27 protein-coding genes are annotated in these 26,485 nt (G+C 62.1%); 5 read left to right on the forward strand and 22 right to left on the reverse strand.

Going from position 1 to position 26,485, the window contains the following annotated elements:
• Positions 1-6 precede the first annotated feature (6 nt).
• The 6 genes from J2Y83_RS01310 to ubiE are packed head-to-tail and all read right to left on the reverse strand — an operon-like array spanning position 7 to position 4,074.
• Positions 7-285: a twin-arginine translocase TatA/TatE family subunit gene (locus J2Y83_RS01310; RefSeq protein WP_253392822.1), complete on the reverse strand. Its 279-nt coding sequence runs from the start codon at positions 283-285 to the stop codon at positions 7-9.
• A gap of 25 nt (positions 286-310) precedes the next feature.
• Complete coding sequence (locus tag J2Y83_RS01315) at positions 311-643, reverse strand: phosphoribosyl-ATP diphosphatase (RefSeq protein WP_253392824.1); 333 nt, start codon at positions 641-643, stop codon at positions 311-313.
• A 2-nt stretch (positions 644-645) separates the two neighbouring features.
• Complete coding sequence (hisI, locus tag J2Y83_RS01320) at positions 646-1,038, reverse strand: phosphoribosyl-AMP cyclohydrolase (protein ID WP_253392835.1); 393 nt, start codon at positions 1,036-1,038, stop codon at positions 646-648.
• Positions 1,039-1,079: 41 nt separating this feature from the next.
• Positions 1,080-2,684 carry a ubiquinone biosynthesis regulatory protein kinase UbiB gene (gene ubiB / locus J2Y83_RS01325; protein WP_253392846.1) on the reverse strand — a complete coding sequence of 535 codons (1,605 nt, stop codon included), beginning with the start codon at positions 2,682-2,684 and terminating at the stop codon, positions 1,080-1,082.
• Positions 2,681-3,304, reverse strand: a complete 624-nt coding sequence (locus J2Y83_RS01330; protein WP_253392855.1) for a ubiquinone biosynthesis accessory factor UbiJ — start codon at positions 3,302-3,304, stop codon at positions 2,681-2,683. Before J2Y83_RS01330 ends, ubiB begins: the two co-directional genes overlap by 4 nt.
• The gene (ubiE, locus tag J2Y83_RS01335; RefSeq protein ID WP_017849881.1) at positions 3,304-4,074 is read right to left on the reverse strand and encodes a bifunctional demethylmenaquinone methyltransferase/2-methoxy-6-polyprenyl-1,4-benzoquinol methylase UbiE; all 771 of its coding nucleotides are present in this window, start codon (positions 4,072-4,074) and stop codon (positions 3,304-3,306) included. Before ubiE ends, J2Y83_RS01330 begins: the two co-directional genes overlap by 1 nt.
• A 144-nt stretch (positions 4,075-4,218) precedes the next feature.
• On the opposite strand from ubiE, the gene J2Y83_RS01340 reads away from it, so the two are divergent.
• From J2Y83_RS01340 to J2Y83_RS01350, 3 genes are all read left to right on the forward strand, one after another.
• On the forward strand, positions 4,219-4,494 hold the full coding sequence (locus tag J2Y83_RS01340) for a polyhydroxyalkanoic acid system family protein (protein ID WP_247397021.1): 276 nt from the start codon (positions 4,219-4,221) through the stop codon (positions 4,492-4,494).
• A 104-nt stretch (positions 4,495-4,598) separates the two neighbouring features.
• Entirely contained in the window at positions 4,599-5,021 is a 423-nt protein-coding gene (locus J2Y83_RS01345; protein WP_253392857.1) for a phasin family protein, read from the forward strand.
• 12 nt (positions 5,022-5,033) lie between these two features.
• Complete coding sequence (locus J2Y83_RS01350) at positions 5,034-5,900, forward strand: phasin family protein (protein WP_253392860.1); 867 nt, start codon at positions 5,034-5,036, stop codon at positions 5,898-5,900.
• A 73-nt stretch (positions 5,901-5,973) separates the two neighbouring features.
• Here J2Y83_RS01350 and J2Y83_RS01355 read toward each other — a convergent pair whose 3' ends face one another.
• From J2Y83_RS01355 to J2Y83_RS01380, 6 genes are all read right to left on the reverse strand, one after another.
• Complete coding sequence (locus tag J2Y83_RS01355; protein ID WP_253392862.1) at positions 5,974-6,501, reverse strand: fimbrial protein; 528 nt, start codon at positions 6,499-6,501, stop codon at positions 5,974-5,976.
• An 18-nt stretch (positions 6,502-6,519) separates the two neighbouring features.
• A complete protein-coding gene (locus tag J2Y83_RS01360; RefSeq protein WP_253400327.1) occupies positions 6,520-7,482 on the reverse strand; it encodes a fimbrial protein in 963 nt (320 codons plus the stop codon).
• 43 nt (positions 7,483-7,525) lie between these two features.
• Positions 7,526-10,093 (reverse strand): fimbria/pilus outer membrane usher protein, encoded by a 2,568-nt coding sequence (locus J2Y83_RS01365; RefSeq protein ID WP_253392864.1) that lies wholly within the window; start codon positions 10,091-10,093, stop codon positions 7,526-7,528.
• Between the two features lie 147 nt (positions 10,094-10,240).
• Positions 10,241-11,008, reverse strand: a complete 768-nt coding sequence (locus tag J2Y83_RS01370; RefSeq protein ID WP_253392866.1) for a fimbrial biogenesis chaperone — start codon at positions 11,006-11,008, stop codon at positions 10,241-10,243.
• 8 nt (positions 11,009-11,016) lie between these two features.
• A complete protein-coding gene (locus tag J2Y83_RS01375) occupies positions 11,017-11,793 on the reverse strand; it encodes a fimbrial biogenesis chaperone (RefSeq protein WP_253400328.1) in 777 nt (258 codons plus the stop codon).
• A gap of 82 nt (positions 11,794-11,875) precedes the next feature.
• Positions 11,876-12,457 (reverse strand): fimbrial protein, encoded by a 582-nt coding sequence (locus tag J2Y83_RS01380; RefSeq protein ID WP_253392868.1) that lies wholly within the window; start codon positions 12,455-12,457, stop codon positions 11,876-11,878.
• Positions 12,458-12,811: 354 nt separating this feature from the next.
• Here J2Y83_RS01380 and J2Y83_RS01385 point away from each other — a divergent pair, with 354 nt between their 5' ends.
• Entirely contained in the window at positions 12,812-13,507 is a 696-nt protein-coding gene (locus J2Y83_RS01385; protein ID WP_253400329.1) for a response regulator transcription factor, read from the forward strand.
• Positions 13,508-13,530: 23 nt separating this feature from the next.
• Here J2Y83_RS01385 and J2Y83_RS01390 read toward each other — a convergent pair whose 3' ends face one another.
• From J2Y83_RS01390 to argS, 9 genes are all read right to left on the reverse strand, one after another.
• Positions 13,531-14,151, reverse strand: coding sequence for a TetR/AcrR family transcriptional regulator (locus tag J2Y83_RS01390; RefSeq protein WP_253392870.1), 621 nt, complete (start codon positions 14,149-14,151; stop codon positions 13,531-13,533).
• A 28-nt stretch (positions 14,152-14,179) separates the two neighbouring features.
• Positions 14,180-15,862, reverse strand: a complete 1,683-nt coding sequence (gene phaC, locus J2Y83_RS01395; protein ID WP_253392872.1) for a class II poly(R)-hydroxyalkanoic acid synthase — start codon at positions 15,860-15,862, stop codon at positions 14,180-14,182.
• An 88-nt stretch (positions 15,863-15,950) separates the two neighbouring features.
• Positions 15,951-16,796: a poly(3-hydroxyalkanoate) depolymerase gene (gene phaZ / locus J2Y83_RS01400; RefSeq protein ID WP_247399872.1), complete on the reverse strand. Its 846-nt coding sequence runs from the start codon at positions 16,794-16,796 to the stop codon at positions 15,951-15,953.
• Between the two features lie 163 nt (positions 16,797-16,959).
• The gene (gene phaC / locus J2Y83_RS01405; protein ID WP_253392874.1) at positions 16,960-18,639 is read right to left on the reverse strand and encodes a class II poly(R)-hydroxyalkanoic acid synthase; all 1,680 of its coding nucleotides are present in this window, start codon (positions 18,637-18,639) and stop codon (positions 16,960-16,962) included.
• 249 nt (positions 18,640-18,888) lie between these two features.
• Positions 18,889-19,266, reverse strand: coding sequence for a gamma-butyrobetaine hydroxylase-like domain-containing protein (locus J2Y83_RS01410; RefSeq protein WP_253392876.1), 378 nt, complete (start codon positions 19,264-19,266; stop codon positions 18,889-18,891).
• An 87-nt stretch (positions 19,267-19,353) separates the two neighbouring features.
• Positions 19,354-20,691 carry an ATP-dependent protease ATPase subunit HslU gene (hslU, locus tag J2Y83_RS01415; RefSeq protein WP_247399881.1) on the reverse strand — a complete coding sequence of 446 codons (1,338 nt, stop codon included), beginning with the start codon at positions 20,689-20,691 and terminating at the stop codon, positions 19,354-19,356.
• A 37-nt stretch (positions 20,692-20,728) separates the two neighbouring features.
• Entirely contained in the window at positions 20,729-21,259 is a 531-nt protein-coding gene (gene hslV / locus J2Y83_RS01420; RefSeq protein ID WP_247399883.1) for an ATP-dependent protease subunit HslV, read from the reverse strand.
• A gap of 258 nt (positions 21,260-21,517) precedes the next feature.
• The gene (locus tag J2Y83_RS01425) at positions 21,518-22,219 is read right to left on the reverse strand and encodes an SPOR domain-containing protein (protein ID WP_253392878.1); all 702 of its coding nucleotides are present in this window, start codon (positions 22,217-22,219) and stop codon (positions 21,518-21,520) included.
• A gap of 1 nt (position 22,220) precedes the next feature.
• A complete protein-coding gene (gene argS / locus J2Y83_RS01430; RefSeq protein ID WP_253392880.1) occupies positions 22,221-23,957 on the reverse strand; it encodes an arginine--tRNA ligase in 1,737 nt (578 codons plus the stop codon).
• Here argS and J2Y83_RS01435 point away from each other — a divergent pair.
• On the forward strand, positions 23,928-24,191 hold the full coding sequence (locus J2Y83_RS01435) for a hypothetical protein (RefSeq protein WP_253392882.1): 264 nt from the start codon (positions 23,928-23,930) through the stop codon (positions 24,189-24,191). The two genes, argS and J2Y83_RS01435, sit on opposite strands and share 30 nt — an antisense overlap.
• On the opposite strand, the gene J2Y83_RS01440 is transcribed toward J2Y83_RS01435, so the two are convergent.
• Positions 24,188-26,407, reverse strand: a complete 2,220-nt coding sequence (locus J2Y83_RS01440) for a primosomal protein N' (RefSeq protein WP_253392884.1) — start codon at positions 26,405-26,407, stop codon at positions 24,188-24,190. The genes J2Y83_RS01435 and J2Y83_RS01440 overlap by 4 nt on opposite strands.
• Positions 26,408-26,485 lie beyond the last annotated feature (78 nt).

Below are 26,485 nucleotides of genomic sequence, written 5' to 3' on the forward strand. Positions count from 1 at the left end.
CAGTGCTCACGAGTCTTTGCGGATCGGCTCTTCGACTTTTTCAGCCTGCACGTCGAAGGTACGACGCTCGGTGATCGGCTGGGCTGCCTGCGTGTGGACAGGCTGGGTCGGTGGCACCGGGGTGGCGGCGGGTTCGGCCGGCTTTTCGTCGTCGTTCATGGCCTTGCGAAAGCCCTTGATCGACTCGCCCACGTCGGTGCCGAGGTTTTTCAGTTTCTTGGTGCCAAATACCAGAACGACTACTACCAGAATGACGATCCAGTGTTTCCAGTCAAAAATGCCCATGCTGCAATTCCTCTATAAAAGTTATTCAGGCGGACGGGCGCGAGGCCTTTTCGACATGCCCGGACAAGCCGAAGCGACGGTCCAGTTCATCCAGCACGGCCTGCGGATGCTGCCCCAGTTGGGCGAGCATGACCAGGCTGTGGAACCACAGGTCGGCGGTTTCGTAGATCACATCGCTGCAGTCACCGCTGATCTCGGCATCCTTGGCGGCAATGATGGTCTCGACGGATTCTTCGCCGAGCTTTTCCAGGATCTTGTTCAGGCCTTTGTGGTACAGGCTGGCGACGTAGGAGCTTTCGGCATCCGCGCCTTTGCGGTCTTCCAGCACCTGGGCCACACGGTTCAGGGTATCGCTCATGTTCAGTGTCCTGCCGAGTAAATGGCGCGCGGGTCTTTGAGTACCGGCTCCACAACCTTCCACTCGCCGTTCTCGAACACGCGATAGAAGCAGCTGTGGCGGCCGGTGTGGCAGGCGATACCGCCGATCTGCTCGACCTTGAGGATCACCACGTCGGCGTCGCAGTCGAGGCGTATTTCGTGCAGGGTTTGTACGTGCCCGGACTCTTCGCCCTTGCGCCACAGTTTGCCACGTGAACGTGACCAGTAAATGGCGCGCTGCTCAGCGGCGGTGAGGCTCAGGGCCTCGCGGTTCATCCAGGCCATCATCAGCACGCGCCCGGTCTTGTAGTCCTGGGCAATGGCCGGCACCAGGCCGTCACTGTCCCACTTGATCTCGTCCAGCCAGTCTTTCATCTTCGGCTCCGGCAATTTGCGACAGTGTATAACCGGATTGGCTACCGACGCACGATCAGATAAACACCCACGGCGACCATGATACCGGCCGGCCAGTGGCCCAGTTGATTCAGCGGCCCGCCGATGGCCAGCATCACCCCGCCGACCAGATGCGCGGCGCCCAGCAGGCGCAGGAACCAGTCGTCCTTGCGCGTGTGCCACGGCGTCGTCGGGTCCTTGGCGTGGGGCTGGGACATGCGTTCCAGCAGGTCGCGGGTCATGTTGGCCAGGTGCGGCAGTTGCTCCACCTGGCTCTGCAGGTTGCCCAGCAGGGTTTTCGGGCTGACCCGCTCGCGCATCCAGCGTTCGAGGAACGGCTGGGCGGTGTTCCACAGGTCGAGATCGGGGTACAGCTGGCGGCCCAGGCCTTCAATGTTCAGCAGGGTTTTCTGCAGCAACACCAACTGCGGCTGCACTTCCATATTGAAGCGCCGCGCGGTCTGGAACAGGCGCATCAGTACCTGGCCGAAGGAAATATCTTTTAGCGGTTTTTCAAAGATCGGCTCGCACACGGTGCGGATCGCCGCTTCGAATTCATTGAGCTTGGTTTCTGCGGGCACCCAACCCGAATCGATGTGCAACTGCGCCACGCGACGGTAGTCACGCTTGAAGAAGGCGAACAGGTTGCGCGCCAGGTAGTCCTGGTCTTCGGGGGTCAGGCTGCCGACGATGCCGCAGTCGATCGCAATGTACTGCGGGCTCCACGGGTTGATGGTGCTGACGAAGATATTGCCGGGGTGCATGTCGGCGTGGAAGAAACTGTCGCGGAACACCTGGGTGAAGAAGATCTCGACACCGCGCTCGGCGAGCATCTTCATGTCGGTGCGCTGGTCGGTCAGGGTCGCGAGGTCGGTGACCTGCACGCCGTAGATGCGCTCCATCACCAACACTTTAGGGCGGCACCAGTCCCAGTACACTTGCGGCACGTACAGCAGCGGTGAGCCTTCAAAGTTGCGCTTGAGCTGGCTGGCGTTGGCCGCTTCGCGCAGCAGGTCGAGTTCGTCGTAGATGGTTTTTTCGTAGTCGGCGACCACGTCCACCGGGTGCAGCAGGCGCGCGTCGGCGGAGAAGCGTTCGGCGGCGCGGGCGAGAATGAACAGCCACGCCAGGTCCTGGCCGATGATCGCCTTGAGGCCTGGGCGAATCACCTTCACCACCACTTCTTCGCCGGTCTTGAGCTGCGCCGCATGCACTTGCGCCACCGAGGCCGAAGCCAGGGGCTCGACGTCGAAACGGCTGAACACGTCGCTGATCTTCTTGCCCAACTGCTCTTCGATCAGCTTCATCGATTGCTGCGAATCGAACGGCGGCACGCGGTCCTGCAGCAGCATCAGCTCGTCGGCGATGTCTTCGGGCAACAGGTCGCGACGGGTCGAGAGGATCTGCCCGAACTTGATAAAGATCGGCCCCAGATCCTGCAAGGCCAGGCGCAGGCGCGCGCCACGGCTCAGGTCCAACGGCTTGCGTGGGAACCAGCGCCACGGCAGCACGTAACGCACGGCCAGCAGGAACCACGGCAAGGGCAGGGCGAACAGCAGGTCATCGAGGCGGTAGCGGATGACGACGCGCTGGATACGGAACAAACGGCGGACGGCGAGCAGCTTCATGCGTTATCGCTTGGATCAAGGGAACGGCTCAGGCGCTCGAAGCGGGCCTCGAGGCGTTCCAGGTCGATTTTGGCCTTGTCGAGTTCACGAAAGCGCGCTTGCGCTTCCCGTTGTCCGACCAGGGTGCGCGATTCTTCGCTCAGGTATTCGGCGAGGTTCTGGTTGAGGCTGGCGAACCCCTGCTGGTACCAGCGCGTGCGGCTGCGCAGGTGACCGCTGATCAATTGGGTGGGCACGGGGCCGATCCAGCGCGACAGTTCGTATTCCCAGTCCAGTTCCAGGTCTTGCAGCACGGCGGCCAGGTCCATCAGCGCCGCGCTGTCGCCTTCCAGCGCCACTTCGGGGCCGTGGAGGATAGCGGTCTTGTTGCGGCTCAGCGCCAGGTGCAACAGGCTCGAGGCCGGCGCACGCAGGGTGCAGTCGGCCTCGGCGGCCCACTGGGTCGCGAGCAACAGGCCTTCATCGCTGGGCAGGATAAACAGCTGCAAGGCCGGGCTCGTGCAGTCGACGGCGATGATCTTGCCGTTCAAATGCGCGAGCCGCGCCAGGGCGGTGCTGTCCAGGCGCAGCACCCGGTTGACACCGTGTTCGACGCTGGCGAGCAGGCCTTGGAACAGCATCAGGGCTTGATGCCGCGGTGCAGGGCGACGATGCCCGAGGTCATGTTGTGGTAGGTCACGCGGTCGAAACCGGCGTCCACCATCATCGACTTCAGGGTTTCCTGGTCGGGGTGCATGCGGATCGACTCGGCCAGGTAGCGATAGCTCTCGGCGTCATTGGTGATCAGCTTGCCCATCAACGGCATGAAGGCGAACGAGTAGGTGTCGTAGACCTTGGACATCAGCGCGTTGGTCGGTTTGGAGAACTCCAGCACCAGCAGGCGGCCACCGGGCTTGAGCACGCGCAGCATCGAGCGGATCGCGTCTTCCTTGTGGGTCACGTTGCGCAGGCCGAAGGCGATGGTCACGCAGTCGAAATGGTTGTCGGGGAACGGCAGCTTTTCTGCATCGGCCTGGACGAATTCGATATTGCCGGCCACGCCTTTGTCGAGCAGGCGATCGCGGCCGACCTTGAGCATCGAGCCGTTGATATCCGCCAGCACCACCTGGCCGGTCGGGCCGACGAGCTTGGAGAACTTGGCCGCCAGGTCGCCCGTGCCACCGGCGATGTCCAGCACGCGGTTGCCGGTACGCACGCCCGACAGCTCGATGGTGAAGCGCTTCCACAGGCGGTGCATGCCGCCGGACAGCACGTCGTTCATCAGGTCGTACTTGGCCGCAACGGAGTGGAACACTTCAGCGACTTTCTGCGCTTTCTGGCTTTCCGGGACGTTCTTGAAGCCGAAGTGAGTGGTGGGTTCGGCATCGCTGCCTTTGCGCTGATCAGTCATATCGCTGTCACCAAAATTGAATGCGGGACATGATAATCCCCAAGGCCTGCTTTGTCTTGGCAAGGCTGAAGGTAAGATAGGTGCTCACCGAGACCTTTTGCCGCATGGCAGGTGTTCAAGTCGTTATAAAGAGGAGTCATTGCAATGGCCCGTATCACTGTTGAACGTGCGCATTCCCTGGGTAAAGAAGGCGCACGGGCGAAGGCCGAGAAGCTGGCACAGAAACTCCAGGATCAATATGGCCTGCAGCCTTCATGGTCTGGCGATACGTTGAACCTCAAGCGTTCGGGGGTTAAAGGCACGGTGTTGGTCGCCGATGATCTGTTGCGTATTGATGTGGAACTGGGCCTGTTGATGTCGGCCATGAGTGGCACGATCAAGACTGAAATCGAGAAAGCCCTGGATAAAGCCTTGGCCTGATCCTGCTGTTCTTAGGGTGCCGATTCTAATTTTTCTGCCTACTTTGTGCCCACGCCCTCAACTTCTGCGGGCCGTTCCTCCACCCTTTTTACGTGAGGTGCATCATGGCCAAAGTTATCCTGAAGAAAAAAATCGACGCCCCGAGCCGCGCCCTGGACGACGTTAAAACCTATGCCCGCAAGATCTGGCTGGCAGGCCTGGGCGCCTATGCCAAGGTCGGAAGCGAGGGCGGCGAGTACTTCAAAGAGCTGGTTAAGACCGGCCAACATGTTGAAAGTAAAGGTAAAAAAGTTGCGGTTGAACAACTTGATGCGGCCAACAGTCAGATTGACCAAGTAAAGAGTAATCTCTCCAGCGTCAAAGGCCGGGTGGAAGTTCAACTGGATAAAGTTGAAAAAGCTTTTGACAGTCGTGTTGCAAGTGCCTTGAATCGAATCGGCATTGCGTCTAAACATGACGTTGAGACACTCTCTGCTAAGCTCGAAGAGCTGACGGCATTGCTCGAACGTGTCGCGCGTAAACACTAAGGAGACATCGGGATGGCTGTTAAAAAGACTACTCAGAAAGAAGGCAGCTCGTGGGTCGGGAAAGTTGAAGAATATTCCCGCAAGATCTGGCTGGCTGGTTTAGGCGTTTACTCGAAGATCGACAGTGACGGCAGTAAACTCTTCGAGACATTGGTTAAAGACGGCGAGAAGGCCGAGAAGTTGACCAAGAGCACCGTCGGCAAACAAGTGGACGCTGCCAAAGCGACTGCGGGTTCGGCCAAGTCGAAACTCAGTGACAAATGGGGCGAACTGGAAGGGGCTTTCGATAAGCGTCTGCACAGTGCCATTTCACGACTGGGTGTACCTAGCCGTAGTGAAGTGAAGGCCCTGCACAGCAAGGTTGACACGCTGACCAAACAGATCGAAAAACTCACCGGTGCCAAAGTCGCCCCGGTGAAGGCCGCTGCGGCCAAGCCTGCGGCTAAAACCGCTGCCGCCAAACCGGCTGCGAAAACGGCCGCCAAGCCATTGGTCAAAGCCGCTGCCAAGCCGGCTGCAAAACCCGCGGCCAAAGCGCCAGCCAAAGCGGTGGCTAAACCTGCGGCCAAGCCGGCGGCGAAAGTGGCAGCGGCTAAACCTGCCGCTAAACCAGTGGCCGCTAAAGCCGCCGCCAAGCCTGCTGCTAAACCTGCCGCCAAGGCCGCAGCCAAACCCGCTGCCAAGCCCGCCGTAGCCAAACCTGCCGCCGCGAAGAAGCCGGTTGCAGCGAAAAAGCCAGCCGCCGCGAAGCTGGCCATGGCCGCCAAGCCTGCGACCCCGGCGCCCGCCGCTTCCAGCGCCAACTCGGCAGCCGCGCCGACCGCTGCGCCGGCACCGGCTGCCGCATCGGTAGCCCCGACGCCATCCAGTCAGTCCTGATCTTTTCGGGGCACCTGAAAAAGCGCCCGGCCTGTGAAGGTCGGGCGTTTTTTTGTCTGCGTAAACAGGCTGCTCAGTTGTAGGTGATCGACACCGTCACCGCGCTGGCCAAGGTCCCTTGGGTGACCGCCTCGCCGGTTTTATGGTACGCCGCTGTGAGCGGCAACACCGCCTTGTTGCTGCTGGTCTCCACCGTGCGGCTGCGCTGGGCGTCGGTGCCGTTGGCGGGGATGGTGTAGCCGGGTGTCGTGCGGTGTAACAGCCAAAGGGCCGTGCCGCCTGAGGTTCCCGTATTGGCAAACAGCACGGCGTTGCCGCTGGAGGCGCTGCCGGCGAACAGGAACGTGACGTTGCGGATGTCCGATTCGCAGTCGGCCGAGATCTCGAAATCGAACCCCCCGGTGGAGGGCGTGGCATCAAAGTCGGAAATCTTGATGGTCGGCAATGTGACGGTGCGGTTCAGATCGCCGGCCGCCAGGTTGCAGGTGCCGGCGTTGACCTGGCCGACAAAGGTCAGGGTGCCCGTGGTCGCGGCCTGGGCCGCATGGGCGGCGAGGCCAGCAGTGATTGCCAGCAGTCGCGGCAGCGTGCGGATGTTCATTGGGTAATCTCCGGCGTTTCAGTTATAGGTAATGTTGACGGTGGCGGTACTGGCGAGCGTGCCTTGGCTGACCGCGCCGTTTTTGTGATAGGCGGCGCCGAGCGGCAAGACCGCACGGTTGTCGGAAACCACCAGCGTGCGGCTGCTATCCGTGCCGTTGGCGGTAATCGTCTGGGCCACCCCGTTGATTCGCGAATACAGCCACAGCCCGATGCCACCGGCGCTGCCGGTGTTGGCGAAGAGCGCGTCGTGCCCAGGGGCGGGCGTACCGGCAAAGCGAAAGGTGACGCTGGTGGCGTCGCTGCAGTTCGCCGTCAACTCGAAGTCGCGCGCGCCTGCGCTGACGGTGCTTTGGAAGGTGCTGACTTGCACCGGGTCAAGCGAGATCGTGCGGTTGACGTCACCGGCCGCCAGGTCGCAGGTGGCGGCGGGTCTGACGAAACGTACCGAGTTGTTGATCCGCAGGCTGAAGCGGCCTAAGTAACCCCAGGGGCCGTGCAGTCTGTATTCAAAGAGGGTTCCGGCAGGCACGACCCCGTCTGTTACCGGCCCGATTTTGTAAAGGATCACCTCCGCGCTCGTGAAGGAGGGGTGCCTTCCGGGGAGCACGACGGCGTCGGTAAAACTCTCGATGGCATAGGCGTTGGTCGATGGGCGGGCGTCGGTGATGAGCAGCCGCATGCCAACCCCGGGTGCCTCGGTCGGATAGGACCAGGTTATCGGGTCCAAGGGCTTTGCATAGCGCCCGAAGGCCGAAGCTGGGGTGCCGGTGCGGCAATTGTAGAAGAGGGCAGGCACAGAGCCGCTGAATGCTTGTTGGGCGATCACACTTCCCAGCGGCAGGCTGTCGGGGACGGTAATCACGGCCGGGAGGGAGAGGCCAAGCTCGGCGTCAGGAGGATAGCTCTCGCACGCGGCTTGAGCCGCGATTGGCAAGCCAAGCACGAGCAGTATTGAAACGAGGTTTGTGGAGTGTTTCATCTTCAGTTCCGCCATGAAAAGGAGGGCGCTTGCCTGCGCCGGATCAACCGCCTGCATTGCCTTTGCAGGCGCCCGCGTTCAGATGGCGCAGGCGGTTAGCGCCTTTAGCCGCCGATTTCGTACCCAGGTCGTAGTCCAGCTGGCATATGCCCCCGGCGTCCGTCCCCCACTTGACCGTCAACCGCCCCTGCGGGCGCGCCACACGCACAAATGCCTTACCGCCCTGCCCGACAATGCCGACGCTGGCACCCTGTTCATCGAAGACATCCGCACCGAAGGGCAAGGGGCTACCCTCCTCGCGCAGAGCGGTGATCAACAAGGCCTGGCCGCTGACTGTCTCGAATTGCAGCTTCACCACCGACCCGGCGCGGGGCGCGACGTTTTGCGCGGCGGTCTTGAGCTCCACATCGACGGAAAGGTCCTTGGGGTCCAGCTCGACGACGTTGCGGCGGTACGGCGTGAGGTGGGGCACCACGGCATAACCGCGCTTGCCGACTTGTGCGCTGTGGTTGCCGTTGATCCGTGCGCCCTCGGCGTCGGGCGCCTGGACGATGCCGACGGTATCGCCCAACTCCGGCGCGAAGGTCACACCGCCGGCATGCGCGACAATGCCGCCGGTCATGCCGAACGAGGCCGAGCGGTAGGCGCTGCTCTGGCCAACGCCGGCGGACAGCACACCGTGGGCGGTCTGGTATTTCATGTCGGCACTGGTGGCGTTGCCTCTGCCGTGCGTCTGGCTGGCGCCGAGGCCGTAGCTGAATTCGCTGCGCTCGCCCAGGCTGCCGCCGAGGGTCACGCGCTCACCGCTGCTTTGATCGCCGCGATAGGCCGTGGTGGTCAAGGTGGGCGAGCGTGGGCCGCTGCCCAGGGGCAGGCTGAGGGTCAAGTCCACTTGCTTGTCGACGCGTTCACTCAGCAAGTCACGGCTGCGCTGGGCGCTGACGGTGTAGTGAATGCCCTTCCAGGCGCCGCTGTAACCGGCGGTGAAGGTCAGGTTGCCGCTTTTGCGGTTCCAGTAGTTTTGTGAGGAGCCGGTCAGGTACACCGTGCCGACGCCCAGGCTCTGGTTGAGGCTGATATCCATCCGGTCACGCAGCCGCGACAGGCTGTCGACGCGCAGCCCGTCGATGGCGAGGTCACGCACGCGCGCCGCATCGGTCACGCTCAGGAAGCCTTCGGTGGAATACCGGTAGGCGCCGAGCGCAAAGTGGGTGCCGGTGTCCGCGAAGTTCTTGCTGTAGCGAACCTGCAGGCTTTGCCCATCCCGCGACCCGTGGCCTTTCACGCGCGCATTGGACTGGGTCAGGTCCAAAGACAGCGCGCCCAGCGAGGTATTGAACGCCGCGCCCACCAGTTGCGAGTGGTAGTCGTCGGCCAGCACTGCGCCGGTGTAGGCGCTCAACAGGTTGCTGAGGCCATGCTGGTAGGTGGCCTGCAGCAGTCTGGGAGGGTGGCGCACGCCGATTTCATCCAGTTGGCCGATGCTCAACGCGTAGCGCTTATAGCCGGCACGCAGCAGGTTGGCGTTGGCGGCGAACGGCACGATGAACTCACGCCGGCGCCCGTCGGCTTCGGTGATCGTGACGTTCAGGTCGCCGCCATAGCCGGTTGGGAACAAGTCATTGAGCACGAACGGGCCGGGGGCCACCGAGACCTCGTCCAATAACACGCCGCGCTGGCGCACGCTGACCCGTGCGTTGGTCTCGGCCACGCCACGCACGACGGGCGCAAAGCCGGTCTGCGAGTCCGGCAGCATGCGGTCGTCACTGAACAGGCTTGCGCCGCGCAGGCGCACGCTGTCGAACAACTCGCCCGCGGTGTAGATCTCGCCCACCATCAACTGTGACTGCAACGGGCTGACATCGCGCTGCACGTAGGTGGCGTTGCTTTGATAACCCGAGGCGCTGTCGGTTCGGCTGTAGCTGCCGTTGTGGCGCCAATGCCAGTCGCCCAGGTTAAGCCCGGTATTGAGGCCCAGATACTGGGAACTGAGCGCGCGGCCGTTGGTGCGGGTCGCAAAGGTATTGACGTTGTAGCGCACAAAGGCGGCATCGATGCCGCTGTCCCACTGGCGCGGGTCGACATAACCGCGTGCCTGGCGTGCCAGGTAGATCTGCGGGATCTGCAGGTCCAGGCGGTTTTCGCCGGCGTCGAAGGCGCTGCTGGCGCCCGGCAGGTAGGTGGTGATATCGGCGCAGTCGGCGAACGGAGCAGCGGCTGCGAGACCGGCTTGGGCGGATTGCCGGTCGACCGCGTCCAGGTCGATGCCGAACCTGAGCAGCGCCTCACGCGCCAGGCACAACTGCGCGCTGTGCTGGCCGTCGACCGCCACGAAGGACACGGTTTCGCGCCCGATCCACTGGCCGTTGAGGTGGACGTCGGTGCGGTAGCTGCCGGGCAGCACAACGTTGCCCTGGCTGAATTTTGAAATATCGACCTGTAGGCCGCCCGGGCCATTCGGAAAGAAGGCCGGGTTGAATGCGACATGCTCCACCGCGTGGGCATTCAAGGCATGGGCGCTGCATAGGAGTAACAGGCTTTGTGCCGTCAGCCGCAATCGATGGTGTGTCAGGCGCCCGTGGCTTGGCCTGGCGGGCATGTTCAAACGCATGGTGACCGTTCCCAGAAAATAGGTGCTGTCCGAATTCGGGCATGGGGAAGCCCTGCCCCGAAAAAAGGGCATCAACCGAACGTGTGGAATGACGTGAGTGAGGTGGCCAGCCTGCCTGCGCAGGGGCTGGCGAACGTATTTAGGCTGTCATGGCGAGACCTTGGTGCTGTGCGAGACCTTGGCCCCGAAATCGTCGAGGGTGTGGAACTCTACGGTGGCCGCAGCACCTGGCGGCGTTTTCAGGGTGGGTAGCGCGAAGCGCTGGCGAGCGCCGGGTGTCACCATGTTTTCGGCGCCTGATGTGGCGGCCTGGCGGGCATGACGCCGCCCCGACTCCAGCAGGTCGATCTGTTCGAAGGTCACGTGATATGGGCTCGGGTTGTAGACCTCCAGCGCCTGGCCTTGCGCGTTCGAAACGCGGCGCCATTGCAGTTTTCCGGGCGCGGACTCGACCGCGTAAGGCAGGTTCTGCGGACGGAAAAACAGCTTGATCCGCGAGCGGAAGGCGAGCTGCAACTGATTGCCCTGTTGGGTGCCAGGCGTTTGCGCGGGCACTTCCAGCACGTTGAACCAGAACAGGCTTTCCTCGGCCGACGGCAAGCTGTCGCCGGTATAGGCCAGGCGCACCACCTGTTGTTTGCCCGGCTCCATGCGAAAGATCGGTGGCGTGGCGACAAAGGGCGCTGCGGCGAGGTCCGGCGTCGAGCGTTCGTCGCCGGTGTCCAGCCATGCCTGGATCAGCACCGGCGCCTGGTTCTTGCTTTCGAGCCGGACCGTCACCTCCTTGGCCTGCTGCGGGTAGACGATGCGCGTGCTGTTGATCACCACGCTGGCCTGCACGACGGCGGCGCCGAACAACGCCCACGTCAACAGCAGGCACTTGGCTGGCCGGTGTGAAAGGGAAGTGGTGTTCATAGCGTCAGTCACTGGGTGGCGGCGGGGGTAAGGCCAGCCGTATGGCGCACGCGGGCGCCGAAGTCGCTGACCGTCGTGAACTCAACCTGGGGCGCGCCACTGGGGCGTTCGCGCAGCAGCGGCAGCACAAAGCGTTTCACATCACCGGCCGGCATCAGCAGGCTGTCGTTGGCGGCCTTGTTCGGCGCTTTGCTGAAGCGTTTGCCGTCGCTCAGCAAATCAATCGAGGTGAGGGAAATATGGTAAGGCGTCGGATTGGTTGCCTGTAGGGCAAAACCCTGGTCGTGGCGCACCAGTTGCCATTGCAGTTTTGCCGGGGCGCTGCTGACCGGGTAGGGCAGTGCCTGCGGTCGCAGGAATACCCGCAAGCGGGTACGGAACGCGAGTTCGATCTGGTTATTCTGCGCGGCATCGGCGGCCAGCGGCGGGACTTCGAGCACGTTCAGCCAGTACAGGCGTTCACGGTCGCCGGGGGCTGATTCGCCGGCATAGCGCAGGCGCACCGCCTGTTGCTGATGGGGCTCGATGCGGAAGATCGGCGGCGACAGGCTGAACGGCGTTTGCGCCGTCGCGGGTGTCGAGCGCACGTCGCCGGCATCCAGCCAGGTCTGCACCAGCGCCGGGCGGTCGCCCTTGTTCTCCAGGCGTACAACTACCTCTTGCCGGTCGGCTGGGTAGATCACGCGTGTGCCATAGATAATCACGCCCGCGTGGGCGCTGGATGCTTGCAGCAAGAACCCTCCGACAGCACAGCAGGCAAGGGCAAGGCGGGCGATTGTTTTCATCATCTGAATGCTCTTTGAATCAGCGGGCAGGCCCTGCGCGATGGCACTGGTCCAGGGTGCGCAAGGCCAGCCCGCTGGCCCCTTAATCGGCGTACTCGATCATAAAACCGACCCGGGTTCGCACCGTTCCTTCGGTGGCGGCGCCGCTGGCGTACATTTGCGCGGCCAGCGGGATGACGGCCTGGTTGTCGGCGATCACCACGCCCGCCGATTTCTCGGTGTAGACGTTAATGGGAGAACCATCGCGGTTCGTCACTTCGATCTGTACGTTCTTGGCGTTGGTGGTGTCGGCCGGGTCGTTGTAGCCGTCGATGTTCAAGCGCCCGGTCGCCACGTCGATGGCCGGGCTGGTTGGGTCGAAGGCCACCATCGCAGTGCGGCCGTTGGCGCAACTGCCTTCGCCCGGTCCACCGATGCGAATGGTGAAACCGGTCAGGTTGGCGCGATCACCCGGGTTCGCCAGGCGCGCAGCGGCGACGCCTCCCAGGTTGACGTCCTTGACCACGGCGCCCGTACCCGGCGCCGAGCCTTCGACGGTGCAGGTCACGTCGTTGACCAACCCACTGAAATTGAGGGTGCCATCCGTTGCCGCGAGCGCGGGTTGCGATGCGGCGGCGGCCACGACAAGCATGGCCGCAACGGTGGATAGAGCGTTGTTGTTCATAGTGTTCCCGATCATAGATTAGCGGTAGGCCCCGCCACTTCCTCAAACGCAGAACGGAAGTGGCTCTTTAAAGTGGCTGGGACGGTGTAATTGTTCGTTGAAACCTGTGGTTTTCCTATAGAGAAGTAACTAAATTTGTCTCGTGATTGTTCGAAAAAACAATCGGCGCTTATTCGGGTTTTTTCTAAATAACGGTGTCGCAATTTTTCTGTAAGAAGTAACTGTCAGAGACTACTTAAAGAACAGTTCTTAGTGTGTTTATGTATTGCTCAGTGGTGTGGGCTGGGATATACCGAGCTTGTAATGGCGAGAGTCTGTTTGTCATGAGCTGAATCCACTTATGCAGGTTTCGTGATGACTACTTCACTTTCCGACACCTATGCGGTCATGTTGCTCGATGACCATGAGATGGTTCGACAGGGGATCGAATTGGGGCTGGGCAAAGAGGCCGACCTCAAGGTGATTGGCTCCTTCGGGACCAGCAGGGAGTTGTTGGCAGCGCTCGCTCAGCGGGTGGCGGATATCGTGGTGATGGACTTTATCCTGGGGCCCTCGGACATGGACGGCCTCAGCCTGATCCAGGCGCTGAACCGACGTTTCAGCCAGTGCAGGGCGATCGTTGTTTCGTCGCACTACACACCCGCAACGGTTTCACTGGCCTTGAAAGCCGGAAGTTGGGGCGTGTTGGGCAAAACTCAGAATCTGATTGAGTTGATCACGGCGATTCGCACGGTCGCCCAGGGCCGGATTTACTTGCAGCCTTGTATGTTGCCGACCCTGCGGGGTATACCGCCGATTCGTGATATTGCAACCACCGGATCGAAAATAGAGTTATCGATTCCGCAGCGCTTGCACGCTTGCCTCACGCCCAAGGAACAGGAAGTACTGCGTTGTTTTCTGGATGGCATGTCGGTCAATTCGATTGCGACAAAGTTCTCGCGCAGTGCGAGTACGATCAGCACGCAAAAACAATCGGCGTATCGAAAGTTGGGGATCAGGAATGATTGTGAACTGTTCAAGTTCTCGCAACAGTTCGGTGAGCCTCAATGACGCAGTGCCTGTAAGGCGGACAGTTAAACCGGATCGTCCATATAGCGCAGCGCCAAGCGCTCCGTCGCTTCCCGCGCCGCCGGCAACAGGTGCGGCGCGACCAGCATCATGATCTGGTACACCACCACCTGCACTTCGCCTTCGCGGTCGAGAATGCGCTGGTAGTCCAGGGAAAACAGCAGGGTCAGGGTGATCTGCTCCACCAGTTGGCCCAGTGCCTGGGTGCTGCTGACCAACTGCCCCGCCGCCTGCAACCGTGCGAGTAATGAAGCCAGGGTGCGCTTGAGCGCCGTGAGCAGGTGGCGAATGCCCCTGGCCAGCTTCGGCAGGCGCCCCGCCAGGTTCGACAGGTCCTGGAACAGAAACCGGTAATGGGCCATGCGCTCGACGATCAGGTGCAGGAACAGCCAGTAGTCCTGGGCCTCCAGTTGCGCGCCCGGCGGTGGGTCGAGCAGGGGCGCCAGCTCACTCTGGAACCGCTCGAACAGCCCGAGCACCAGCGGCTCCTTGCCATGGAAGTGGTAGTAGAGGTTGCCGGGGCTGATCCCCATTTCATTGGCCACCTCCATGGTCGACACGTTCGGTTCGCCCTTGTGGTTGAACAACAGCAGGGCACATTCAAGGATACGGTCGCGGGTTTTCATCCGGTCTTCTTAAATAGGATCGTTGAGCTCAGCGGACCCGCACGTAAGTGCCTGGCGCTGCTTCCATCGGTGGGTAATTCTGGTTGCCCAGGGCGGTGAGGGTTTCGCGTTGTACGCCCGAGCGCTGTTGAATCCACGCCAGCCACTGTGGCCACCAACTGCCTTCGACGTGGCTGGCGTCGTAGTACCAGGCGCGTGGGTCGCTGCTCAGTTTGAGGTTTTCGACGTAGTTGGCCTTGGGGTTGCCCGGCGGGTTGAGGATGCTCTGGATATGCCCGCTGTTGGACAACACGAAGCGCCGCTCACCGCCCAGCAACTGCGTGGAGCGGTACACCGCGTCCCATGGCGTGATGTGATCGTTGATCCCGGCCACGCTGAAGCTGTCCACCGTGACCTTTTGCAGGTCGATGGGCGTGCCGCACACCTCCAGGCCACCGGGATGGCTCAGCGGGTTGTGCTTGAAGAAGTCCAGCAGGTCGCCGTGCAGGGCGGCGGGCAGGCGCGTGTTGTCGTTGTTCCAGTACAGGATGTCGAAGGCCGGCGGTTCCTTGCCCAGCAGGTAGTTGTTGATCCAGTAGTTCCAGATCAGGTCGTTGGGGCGCATCCAGGCAAACACCTTGGCCATGTCGCGACCATCCAACACACCCTGCTGGTAGGAGCGGCGCTTGGCGGCTTCCAGGGTTTGCTCGTCGACGAACAGGGTGGCGGGGCTGTCGATCTGGCTGTCGAGCAGGCTCACCAGATAGCTGGCGCTGGAGACGCGGCGCAGTTGGCGCTTGGCTTGCAGGTGGCCTTGCAGGGCGGCGATGGTCAGGCCGCCGGCACAGGCGCCCATCAGGTTGACCTCGCGCGCGCCGGTGATTGCGCGGCAGACGTTGAGTGCCTCCTCCAGCGCGGCCACATAGGTGGACAGGCCCCATTCGCGGTGGCGCACATCCGGGTTGCGCCAGCTGACCATGAAGGTCTGCAGGCCGTTTTTCAGGGCGTATTGCACGAAACTGTTGGCCGGGCTCAGGTCGAAGATGTAGTACTTGTTGATTTGCGGCGGCACGATCAGCAGCGGTTTGGCGTACTGTTTTTCGCTCATGGGCTTGTACTGGATCAGCTCCAGCAGCTCATTGCGAAACACCACCGAGCCTGGGGTGGTGGCGACGGTCTTGCCCACTTCAAAGGCGTGCTTGCTGACCTGGCGCGGCAGGCCGTTGTTGTGCAGCAAGTCTTCGAACAGGTTGCTCACGCCGCGCACCACGCTGTTGCCGCCGGAGTTGAGCAACTCCTTGACGGCCAGCGGGTTGAGCAGGGTGTTGGAGGGCGATACCGCATCGTTGATCAGGGTGAACGCGAAGTGCGCACGGGCGCGGTCATCGGCGTTCAGGGTGCTGTCATCGATCCAGTGGCGGGTCTGTTTCTGCCAGCTCAAATACGCCTGCAGGCTACGCCGATACAGCGGGTTGAGGGCCCAGGTCGGGTCGATGAAGCGGCTGTCGTGAGGGTTGGGTTCATGCACCGTTTCGCCGAGCAGCACACGCCCCAGTTGGCCGCCGAGGGCCAGGGCATGACGGGCGGTATGCACCGGGTTGCGCAAACTGTGGGCTGCGACGCTACGCAGGGTCGACAGCAAGTCCCGGCCGCGCAGGCCGGTGATCGCATTTTGCGCGTTGATGAACACGGCAGGGGTGGGCGCCGGGTTCGTCACGGGTCTTTCTCGCATGAGCCAACACTCCTTCGTCAAGTCATCAACAGGCATGCCAATTCAGAACCATAGTCGGTTCTCGGCAAGTTGCGCGGCGGTGTGGTCCTTACACCGCCGGACGGGGATGAATCACCGCCCGCAGGCGTTCCTCCTCGAGAAATTTCATGATGATCGGCGCCACGGCTTCGGCGCGGGTGATCAGGAACAGGTGGCCATCATCGATGATGTGCAACTGTGCGTTGGGAATACGCCAGGCGAGCATGCGCATGTTGATCAGCGGGATCAGCGGGTCGTCGTCCCCGGCCAGCACCAGGGTCGGCTGACGGATCTTGTGCAGCCAGTGGATGCTGGTCCAGCCCAGCCCGGCGAACAGTTGCCAGTAGTAACCCAGCTTGCCGGCCGAGCGCACTTTGCTGGCGTGTTCGGCGGCCAGTTTCGAATCGCGACGGAACGAGCCGCCATAAATCATCGGCGCAATGCGCACCACGTGGGACGGCTGGATATAGCGCCGCGGGCTCGCCATCAGCCACAGCACTTTCGGCTTGCCTGGCACCATCACCGCACCGGCGGCGGTCGCGGCGAGAATCAGCTTCTTGCAGCGCTCCGGGTAGTCGTAGGCAAACTGCTGCGCCAGCGCGCCGCCCCAGGACACGCCCACTACATTCACCTGGCCGTAGTCCAGGTAATCGAGCATGCGCGCGGTGAGTTTGGCCAGGCCGGGAAAGCGATACGGCCGCTTGGGCGTGGAGGAACCGCCGACGCCCGGTACATCGAAGGCGATCACTTCCAGGTCCGGGTCCAGCGCCTGGACGAACGGAAACACCAGCTCGAGGTTGGCGCCGATGCCGTTGAAGATCAGCAGCGGCGTCAAGTGCGGCTTGCCCGGGCGTACCGCCGTGCGGATGGTTTGGCCATCCAGGTCGATGGTGCGGAAGATGAACGGTTGCGGCATGCTCAAGCCCTGTGAAGTGTTACCGCTAGAATGCACTCCAAATGTGGGAGGGGGCTTGCTCCCGACAGCATCACTGCGGTGTAACAGATGCACCGCGCCGCCTGCATCGGGGGCAAGCCCCCTCCCACATTTGATCCCATTTCAATCCCAAAAAAAGTGTGCTCTAGCGTTCATGCACATAGGTACCCGGTGCGGCTTCGGCTGCGGCGTAGGTTTTGTTACCCAAACTCGTCGGTGCCTTCTTCAGCTTGCCCGCACGTTCTGCCTGCCACACTTGCCAATGCAACCACCAGGAATCCGTGTGCTTGGTCGCATTTTCCTGCCACTCCAGCGGTTTTCCCGCCAGGCTGTCGCTGGTCTGGTAGCGCGCCTTGGGGTTGCCCGGCGGGTTAAGGATGCTCTGGATATGCCCGCTGCTGGACAGCACAAACTCCACCTTGCCGCCAAACAGTTGCGCCGACTTGTAGCAGGATTGCCACGGCGTGATGTGGTCGTTGGTGCCGGCCAATGAGTAGATATCGGCTGTGACCTGCTTGAGGTCGATCGGCGTGCCGCACACCTCCAGGGCGTTGGCGCGCACCAGCGGGTTGTTCTTGAACAGCTCGATCAGGTCGCCGTGGAAGGCCGCCGGCAAGCGCGTGGTGTCGTTGTTCCAGAACAGGATGTCGAACACCGGCGGCTCGTTGCCCAGCAGGTAGTTGTTGACCCAGTAGTTCCAGATCAGGTCGTTGGGGCGCATCCAGGCAAATACCTTGGCCATGTCGCGGCCTTCCAGTACGCCGGCCTGGTAGGAATGGCGCTTGGCCGCTTCCAGCGTCTGTTCATCCACAAACAGCGCCACCTGAGTGTCCAGCGTGGTGTCGAGCACGCTCACCAGCAGGGTCAGGGCGTTGACCTTCTTCTCCCCCAGCGCCGCGTAGTGGCCGAGCAGGGCGGTGCAGGTGATGCCGCCGGAGCAGGCGCCGAGCATGTTGACGTCTTTGCTGCCGGTAATCGCGGTGACCACGTCGACCGCTTCCTTGAGCGCCTCGATATACGTCGACAGGCCCCACTCGCGCTGGGCCTTGGTCGGGTTACGCCAACTGACGATAAACGTCTGCTGGCCGTTGCGCAGGCAGAAACGCGCCAGGCTCTTATCCGGGCTCAGGTCGAAGACATAGAATTTGTTGATCTGCGGCGGCACCACCAACAGCGGGCGTTCGTGGACCTGTTCGGTGATTGGCTTGTACTGGATCAGCTCCAGCACGTCATTGCGAAACACCACCGCGCCTTCGGTGGTGCCCAGGGACTTGCCCACTTCAAAGGCGCCCATGTTGACCTGGCTCGGCATGCCGCCGTTATGCACCATGTCCTTGGCCAGGTGGGACAGGCCGTCCAGCAGGCTTTTGCCGCCGGTTTCAAAGAAGCGTTTGACCGCCGCCGGGTTGGCCGCCGTGTTGGAGGGGGCCATGGCTTCGGTCATCAGGTTGATCACGAAGTGACCACGGCTGATGTCCTGTTCTGACAGGTTGCTGTCGCCGATCCAGTCGTGCAGTTCCTTGCGCCACGCCAGGTAGGTTTGCAGGTAACGCTTGTAGAGTGGGTTCTGGCTCCAGGCCGGGTCGTGAAAGCGACGGTCATCGCTTTCGGGCACCAGCGCGGACTTGCCGAACATCACATTTTTCAATTCGACGCCAAAGTGGGCGACATGCTTGACGCTGTGCAACGGTTGTCTGATGGCTTGGCTCAGCACCATCTTCGCTGAGGCCAATAAGTCCTTTTTACGTAACGCGATGATCGGGTTCAGCCCCAAGGTGTTTTCCGAGGCCTGGCGTTTCAAGTCATCGTTATTCTTGTTACTCATCTACGACGCTCCATTGTCCGAAAGACGAGTACCGGGTACCGCTGCGCACCACCTTTCGATACACAACACAAGCCAGGTACTGCGACTCGGGTGACCGTTGATACCGCATCGTCAAATGCAGGGAACTTGCCAGTTCCATTGGTTACCCGAGTTTATTTTTTTTCGCAAGTGGGCCAATCATTGGCCACAGGAGTGGGCATTCAAGCAGATGGAATTAGAAAATGCCCTCTAAAGAGCAAGAAGCCTGGGCTAGAGCATCAGCCGCACGACCGACTGATCCGGGTCGCGGGTTTTTCCGGCCGCTTTGAGTTCGGCGAGGTAATCGATCCACAGCGCGTCCTGACGCACGGCCAATTGATAGAGGTAGTCCCAGGTGAACAATCCGCTGTCGTGCCCGTCGTCGAAGATCAATTTCAGTGCGTATTGACCGGCCGGTTCGATCTTGTTCAAGCGCACGTTGAGCTTGCCGAATTGCAGGATCGGTTTGCCGTGGCCCTGGACTTCGGCGGAAGGCGAATGTACCCGTAGGAATTCGGCGGGCAACTGGTAGACCTCGTCGGCGCCGTAGGTGAGTCCGAGGGTGTTTGAGGTTTTGTGCAGGTTTACAGCAGTAGGAAATTTCGACATTGATGAGGGTCCTGAATAAACCGGCTTCAAAATGTGGGAGGGGGTAAGCCCCCTCCCACATTGAAGCAAAGCAGCGCTGTGTGAGGTTTACAGGATATAGCGAGACAGATCTTCGTTCTGCGCCAATTCGCCCAGGTGGCTGTTGACGTAGTCGGCGTCGATCTGGATCGCTTCGCCATTCTGCGCACCGGCCAGGTCGCCGGCGCTGAAGGACACTTCCTCGAGCAGGCGCTCCAGCAAGGTATGCAGGCGACGGGCACCGATGTTCTCGGTCTTCTCGTTGACCTGCCAGGCGATTTCCGCCAGGCGCTTGATGCCGTCCGGCAGGAACTCGATGGCGAGGCCTTCGGTTTTCAGCAGCTCACGGTATTGCTCGGTGAGCGAGGCGTGCGGCTCGCTGAGGATGCGTTCGAAGTCGCCCGGGGTCAGCGCCTTGAGCTCCACACGAATCGGCAGGCGGCCTTGCAGTTCCGGCACCAGGTCGCTTGGCTTGCTCAGGTGGAATGCACCGGAGGCGATAAACAGGATGTGGTCGGTCTTGACCATGCCCAGCTTGGTGTTGACGGTGCAGCCTTCGATCAGCGGCAGCAGGTCGCGCTGTACGCCCTCGCGGGACACATCGACGCCGCCGGAGTTGCCGCGCTTGGCCACCTTGTCGATCTCATCGATAAACACGATGCCATGCTGCTCGACCGCTTCCAGGGCCTTGGCCTTGAGTTCTTCCTCGTTGACCAGACGCCCGGCTTCTTCGTCGCGCACCAGTTTCAGCGCTTCCTTCACCTTGAGCTTGCGGCTTTTTTTCTTGCCCTTGCCCATGTTGGCGAACAGGTTTTGTAACTGGCTGGTCATTTCTTCCATGCCAGGCGGCGCGGAGATGTCGACGCCGGACATTTCGGCGACTTCGATCTCGATTTCCTTGTCGTCCAACTGGCCTTCACGCAGGCGCTTGCGGAACAGCTGGCGGGTGTTGGAATCCGAGGCCGGTGCGGCGTCTTCGTTGAAACCCATGCGGGCCGGTGGCAGCAGGGCGTCGAGGATACGTTCCTCGGCGGCGTCTTCGGCGCGGTGGCTGACCTTGGTCATTTCCTGTTCGCGCAGCAGTTTCAGGGCGGCGTCGGCCAGGTCACGAATGATCGACTCGACGTCGCGGCCCACGTAGCCGACTTCGGTGAACTTGGTCGCTTCGACCTTGATGAACGGGGCATTGGCCAGCTTGGCCAGGCGCCGGGCGATCTCGGTTTTACCGACGCCGGTCGGGCCGATCATCAGGATGTTCTTCGGCGTTACTTCAACGCGCAGTTCTTCCGGCAGTTGCATCCGGCGCCAGCGGTTACGCAGCGCAATGGCAACGGCGCGCTTGGCATCGTCCTGGCCGATGATATGGCGATTGAGTTCATGGACGATTTCGCGGGGAGTCATGGACATAATGTTTGCGGTCCTCAAGCGGGAATAAGCCTACGGCTTACTCGGCGAGGTCCTGCTCCTCAATGGTGAAGTTGTGGTTGGTGAACACGCAGATATCGCCGGCGATACCGAGGGCGGTCTCGACGATTTCGCGGGCCGACAGGTCGGTTTTCTTCAACAGTGCGCTGGCCGCCGCTTGGGCGAAGCCACCGCCGGAGCCCATGGCGATCAGGCCGTGTTCAGGCTCAACCACATCGCCGTTACCGGTGATGATCAGGGACGCGTCTTTGTTGGCGACGGCCAGCATGGCTTCGAGGCGGCTGAGGGAGCGGTCGGTGCGCCATTCTTTGGCGAGTTCGACGGCGGCGCGAACCAGATGGCCCTGGTGTTTTTCCAGTTGGCCTTCGAAACGCTCGAACAGGGTGAAGGCGTCGGCGGTAGCGCCGGCAAAGCCCGCGAGCACCTGGCCATGGTACAGGAGGCGCACTTTTTTCGCGTTGCCTTTCATCACGGTATTGCCAAGGGAAACCTGGCCGTCGCCGCCCATGACGACTTTGCCGTGGCGACGTACTGAAACGATGGTGGTCAAGAGGAGAGTCTCCACGCAGCGGGGCGAAAATGCCCTGGTGGGAACTGATATGGGGGTAGCGGGGATGATTTCAACCTTGGGAGGTTGGTACGGACGAATGGTGTCTATTGATCTGACACACTTTCGAGAACCGCCTAAAACCCAATGTGGGAGGGGGCTTGCCCCCGATAGCAGTAGATCAGTCAATATTTTCGGCGACTGATACACCGCTATCGGGGGCAAGCCCCCTCCCACATTTTGATTGGTGTTGGCTTTAGGTCAGCGGCTCTGGCGCTGTTGTAATAACAGGTTGCTAAAGCCCGCGCCGGCCAATTGTTTCTGCGCCACGGTCAGTTGTTCACGGTTGCTGAATGGCCCCACCAACACGCGATACCAGGTCGCATCCTTCACTGTGCCGGATTCCACCGTGACCGCCTGGCCCAGCAGGATGATCTGCGCACGCACGCGATCGGCGTCCGCCTGTTTCGGGAACGAGCCCGCCTGCAGGAAGAACTTGGTCACCGGCGCGGCCTTGGTGGTCGCAACCGGTGGCGGTGGTGGCGGGGTGATCCCGGCCAGCGCGGCCTGGGCTCGTGCCGTGTCGATTTTGGCCGCTTCCGCCGGGGTGACCGGCGTGGTCGGTACTTGCGGCGTCGGCAGGGTTTTCTCCGGCACGGCGTCGGGCGGCACGATCACTTCCGATTCCGGCAGCAGGGTGTAGAAGTCGTACTTGGGCTTCACCGGCGCGGTCGGGCTTGGGGCGGTCTTGTTGGCTTCGGCCATTTTCGTGGCTTTTTGCTGCTCCTGTTTGACCCGTTTGACGTCATCGCCCTGGCCTGGGTCCAGCTTCATCAAAAATACGATAAACGCGCCGACCGTGAGGCCGATGGCCATCCACAGCCAGCCCGGAATAGGCTGCTTCGCCGGTGCCTGGTAGCGGCTGGCGCCGCGCTTGGGTGCAGGTTTTTTCTTGGCAGCCAACTTACATACGCTCCAGAGTTTCCAGGCCCAACAGTTCCAGGCCTTGCTTGAGGGTCCGTCCAGCCAGTGCGGCGAGGCGCAGGCGACTTTGCTTGTGGGCTTCGTCGTCGGCGGTGAGGATCGGGCAGTTCTCGTAGAAGCTGGAGAACAGCCCGGCGACTTCGTACAGGTAAGTGCAGAGGATATGCGGCGTACCTTTCTCGCCGACGCTGTTCAGCACTTCAGCGAACTGCGCCAGCTTGGCGCCCAGTTCCTGTTCCTGGGGCGCTTCCAGCACGATCTGCCCCTGCACTTCGCTGAAGTCCTTGCCCAGCTTGCGGAACACCCCGGCCACGCGGGTATAGGCGTACAGCAGGTACGGCGCGGTGTTGCCTTCGAAGTTGAGCATCAGCTCGAAGTTGAAGCTGTAGTCGCTGGTGCGGTGCTTGGACAGGTCGGCGTATTTCACCGCGCCAATGCCCACCACGCGAGCGATGTTGCGCAGGTCGGCGTCCGCCAGCTCCGGGTTCTTTTCCTTCACCAGGTTGTAGGCACGTTCCTGGGCTTCGTTCAGCAGGTCGATCAGCTTCACGGTGCCGCCGTCACGGGTCTTGAACGGGCGGCCGTCGGCGCCGTTCATGGTGCCGAACCCCATGTGTTCCATGTGCATCGGGTGCGTGACGAAACCGGCGCGGCGCGCCACTTCGAACACCTGCTGGAAGTGCAGGGCCTGGCGCTGGTCGACGAAATACAGCGCACGGTCGGCCTTGAGCACGCCACTGCGGTAGCGCACGGCGGCCAGGTCGGTGGTGGCATAGAGGTAGCCGCCATCGGCCTTGACGATGATCACCGGCAGCGGCTCGCCCTCGGCGGTCTTGAATTCTTCGAGGAACACGCACTGCGCGCCGTTACTTTCCACCAGCAGGCCTTTGGCCTTGAGGTCGTTGACCACGTTGATCAGGTCGTCGTTGTAGGCGCTTTCGCCCATGACGTCGGCCATGGTCAGCTTGACGTTGAGCAGTTCGTAGATTTTCTGGCAGTGCGCCAGCGAGATCTCGCGAAAGCGCGACCACAGCGCCAGGCATTCCTTGTCACCGGCCTGCAGCTTGACCACCAGGCCACGGGCGCGGTCGGCGAAGGCTTCGGATTCGTCGAAACGCTTCTTCGCGGCGCGGTAGAAGTTTTCCAGGTCCGACAGCTCGTTGCTGGTGATCGGGTTTTCCTGCAGGTAAGCCATCAGCATGCCGAACTGGGTGCCCCAGTCGCCCACGTGGTTCTGACGGATCACGGTGTCGCCGAGAAACTCCAGCACCCGCGCCACGCCGTCGCCGATGATGGTCGAGCGCAGGTGGCCGACGTGCATCTCTTTGGCCAGGTTGGGCGCCGACAGGTCGATGGCCACGCGCTCGGCAGGGCCGGCCTTGCGCACGCCGATTTTGGCGTCGGCCAGGGCGGCGTCGAGGCGTGAAGCCAGGGCCTCGGTGTTCTGGAAGAGATTGATAAAGCCCGGGCCGGCGATTTCGGCCTTGCTCACCTGCGGATCGGCCGGCAGCGCGGCGATGATTTTCTCCGCCAGGTCGCGCGGCTTCATGCCGGCCGGCTTGGCCAGCATCATCGCGATGTTGCTGGCGAAGTCACCGTGGGTCTTGTCGCGGGTGTTTTCCACCTGGATCGCCGGCGTCAGGCCTTCAGGCAACACACCTTCGTTGACGAGTTGGGTGAGGGCTTGTTGGATCAGCTGGCGAATGGTGTCTTTCATGGTGTTCTCTTTCGACCGCAAGCGGTGGCGCGCGATGCGCAGGTGGAAAAACTGGGCATTATCCGTGGCGAGGGCGGGCTTGCCAACCGTTCCAGACCTGCGGGGCTTTTTAAGGGCATCCTGCCCACTGTAGGAGCGAGCTTGCTCGCGAAAATCGTCAACGATAACGCGGATATTCGGGTTTACGCGGTGCTCTCGGGTTTTTCGCGAGCAAGCTCGCTCCTACAGGGTTAGTACAAATCGACCGGGTCCACATCCATTGACCATCGCACCTGGCGCCCGCTGGGCATTTGCTCCAGCGCAAGTAACCAGCTACTTAATAGCCGATGCAGCGGCGCGCGGGACGTCGCCTGCAAGAGTAGCTGAGCGCGATACCGTCCGGCGCGGCGCTCCATGGGCGCGGGCACCGGGCCGAGCAATTCGATGCCGCTCAGGCCCAGCTCTGCGAGCAGACGTTCGGCGGCGCTGCAGGCTTCATCGAGAAACCCCTCCGCCTGCCCCGGCTTGTGCGCCTCGGCACGCAGCAGCGCGAGGTGGGCAAAGGGCGGCAGGCCGGCGGCGCGGCGTTCGCTCAAGGCCTGCTCGGCAAACGCGAAGTAACCTTGCTCGGTCAGTTGAATCAGCAGCGGATGGTCAGCCAGGTGGGTCTGGATGATCACCTTGCCCGGCTCCTCGGCACGCCCGGCACGCCCGGCGACTTGCACGATCAACTGCGCCATGCGCTCGCTGGCGCGGAAGTCGCCGGAGAACAAGCCGCCGTCGGCATCCAGGATCGACACCAGGGTCACCCGGGGAAAGTGATGCCCCTTGGCCAGCATCTGCGTGCCGACCAGGATGCACGGTTGGCCCTTCTGGATGGTGGCGAACAGCTGGTTCATCGCGTCCTTGCGCGAGGTGCTGTCGCGATCGACCCGCAGCACCGGGTAGTCCGGGAACAGAATGCCCAGGCGTTCTTCGGCGCGTTCGGTGCCCGCGCCAACCGGTCGCAGGTCGACTTTGCCGCATTGCGGGCAATGGCGCGGTACACGTTCCACATGGCCGCAGTGATGGCAGCGCAACTCGCCATGGCGCTGGTGGACGGTCATGCGCGCATCGCAGCGCTCGCATTCGGACATCCAGCCGCAGTCATGGCACAACAAGGTCGGTGCGAAGCCGCGACGGTTGAGAAACACCAGGACTTGCTGGCCGGCGGCGAGGGTCTGGCCGATGGCTTGTTGCATCGGCCCGGAAATGCCGCTGTCCAGTGGTCGGCTTTTTACATCCAGGCGTAGGAAGCGCGGTTGCTTGGCGCCGCCTGCTCGCTCATTCAGGCGCAGCAGGCCATAGCGGCCGGTGTAGGCGTTATGCAGGCTTTCCAGGGAAGGGGTGGCCGAACCCAGCACGATCGGGATGTCTTCCTGGCGTGCGCGCACCAGGGCCAGGTCGCGGGCGTGGTAGCGCAGGCCCTCCTGTTGTTTGTACGAACCGTCGTGTTCTTCGTCGATGATGATCAGCCCGGGGTTTTTCATCGGGGTGAACAGCGCCGAGCGGGTGCCGATAATAATGTCGGCCTCGCCGTCCCGCGCTGCCAGCCACGACTCCAGGCGTTCACGGTCGTTGACCGCCGAATGCACCAGGGCGATGCGTGCGTTGAAGCGCTGTTCGAAACGCGCCAGGGTTTGCGGGCCTAGGTTGATCTCGGGGATCAGCACCAGCGCCTGTTTGCCGGCCTGCAGGGTTTCGCGGATCAACTGCAGATAGACTTCGGTCTTGCCGCTGCCGGTCACGCCAGCCAGCAGGAACGCGTGAAAGCTGTCAAAACCTGCGCGAATGGCTTCATAGGCCGCACGCTGTTCGGGGTTCAGCGGCAATTCCGGTTGGGCCAGCCAGTGTTCATGGCGCGGGTCCGGGGCGTGCTTGCGGATCTCGACTTGCACCAGGCCTTTGGCGAGCAGCAGGTCGAGGCTGTCTTTGCTCAGCATCAGCTTGCTCAAGAGCTGATGGGCCACGCCATGGGGGTGCTGGGCCAGTGTCGCCAGGGCCTCGCGCTGACGCGGAGCGCGGGCGATGCGCGGGTCGTCGAGGCGTGCGCCGGGCACCGTCGACCAGAAGCGCTCCTGGCGTGCTTCGGCCAACTCGCCCTGGCGCAGCAGCACCGGCAGCGCCCAGCTCAAGGTGTCGCCCAGGCTGTGCTGGTAATACTGGGCAGTCCACAGGCACAGCTTGAACAGCGCGGGCGGTAGCGGCGGCGTGGTGTCGAGGATGGCCACGGCGGGTTTGAGCTTTTCTGCCGGGACTTCGCTGTGATCGGCCACTTCTACCAGGATGCCGATCATTTCCCTTCGGCCAAACGGCACCCGTACCCGCATGCCCGGCTGCAACTGCTCCCGCAGCACGCCGGCCGGGGCCCGGTAGTCGAACAGGCGGCGCAGGGGCGAGGGCAGGGCTAGGCGCAAAATGGCGTCGGGCACGCAGGGGTTCTCTATAAAGGAGGGTGATGACGAAGGGCGGGAGCCTAGCAGACGAGGGATGCGTTGGGTATGCCGCGG

Origin of the sequence: Pseudomonas marginalis (assembly GCF_024169655.1) — a bacterium.
In the GTDB taxonomy this organism is placed as follows: domain Bacteria; phylum Pseudomonadota; class Gammaproteobacteria; order Pseudomonadales; family Pseudomonadaceae; genus Aquipseudomonas; species Aquipseudomonas paraveronii.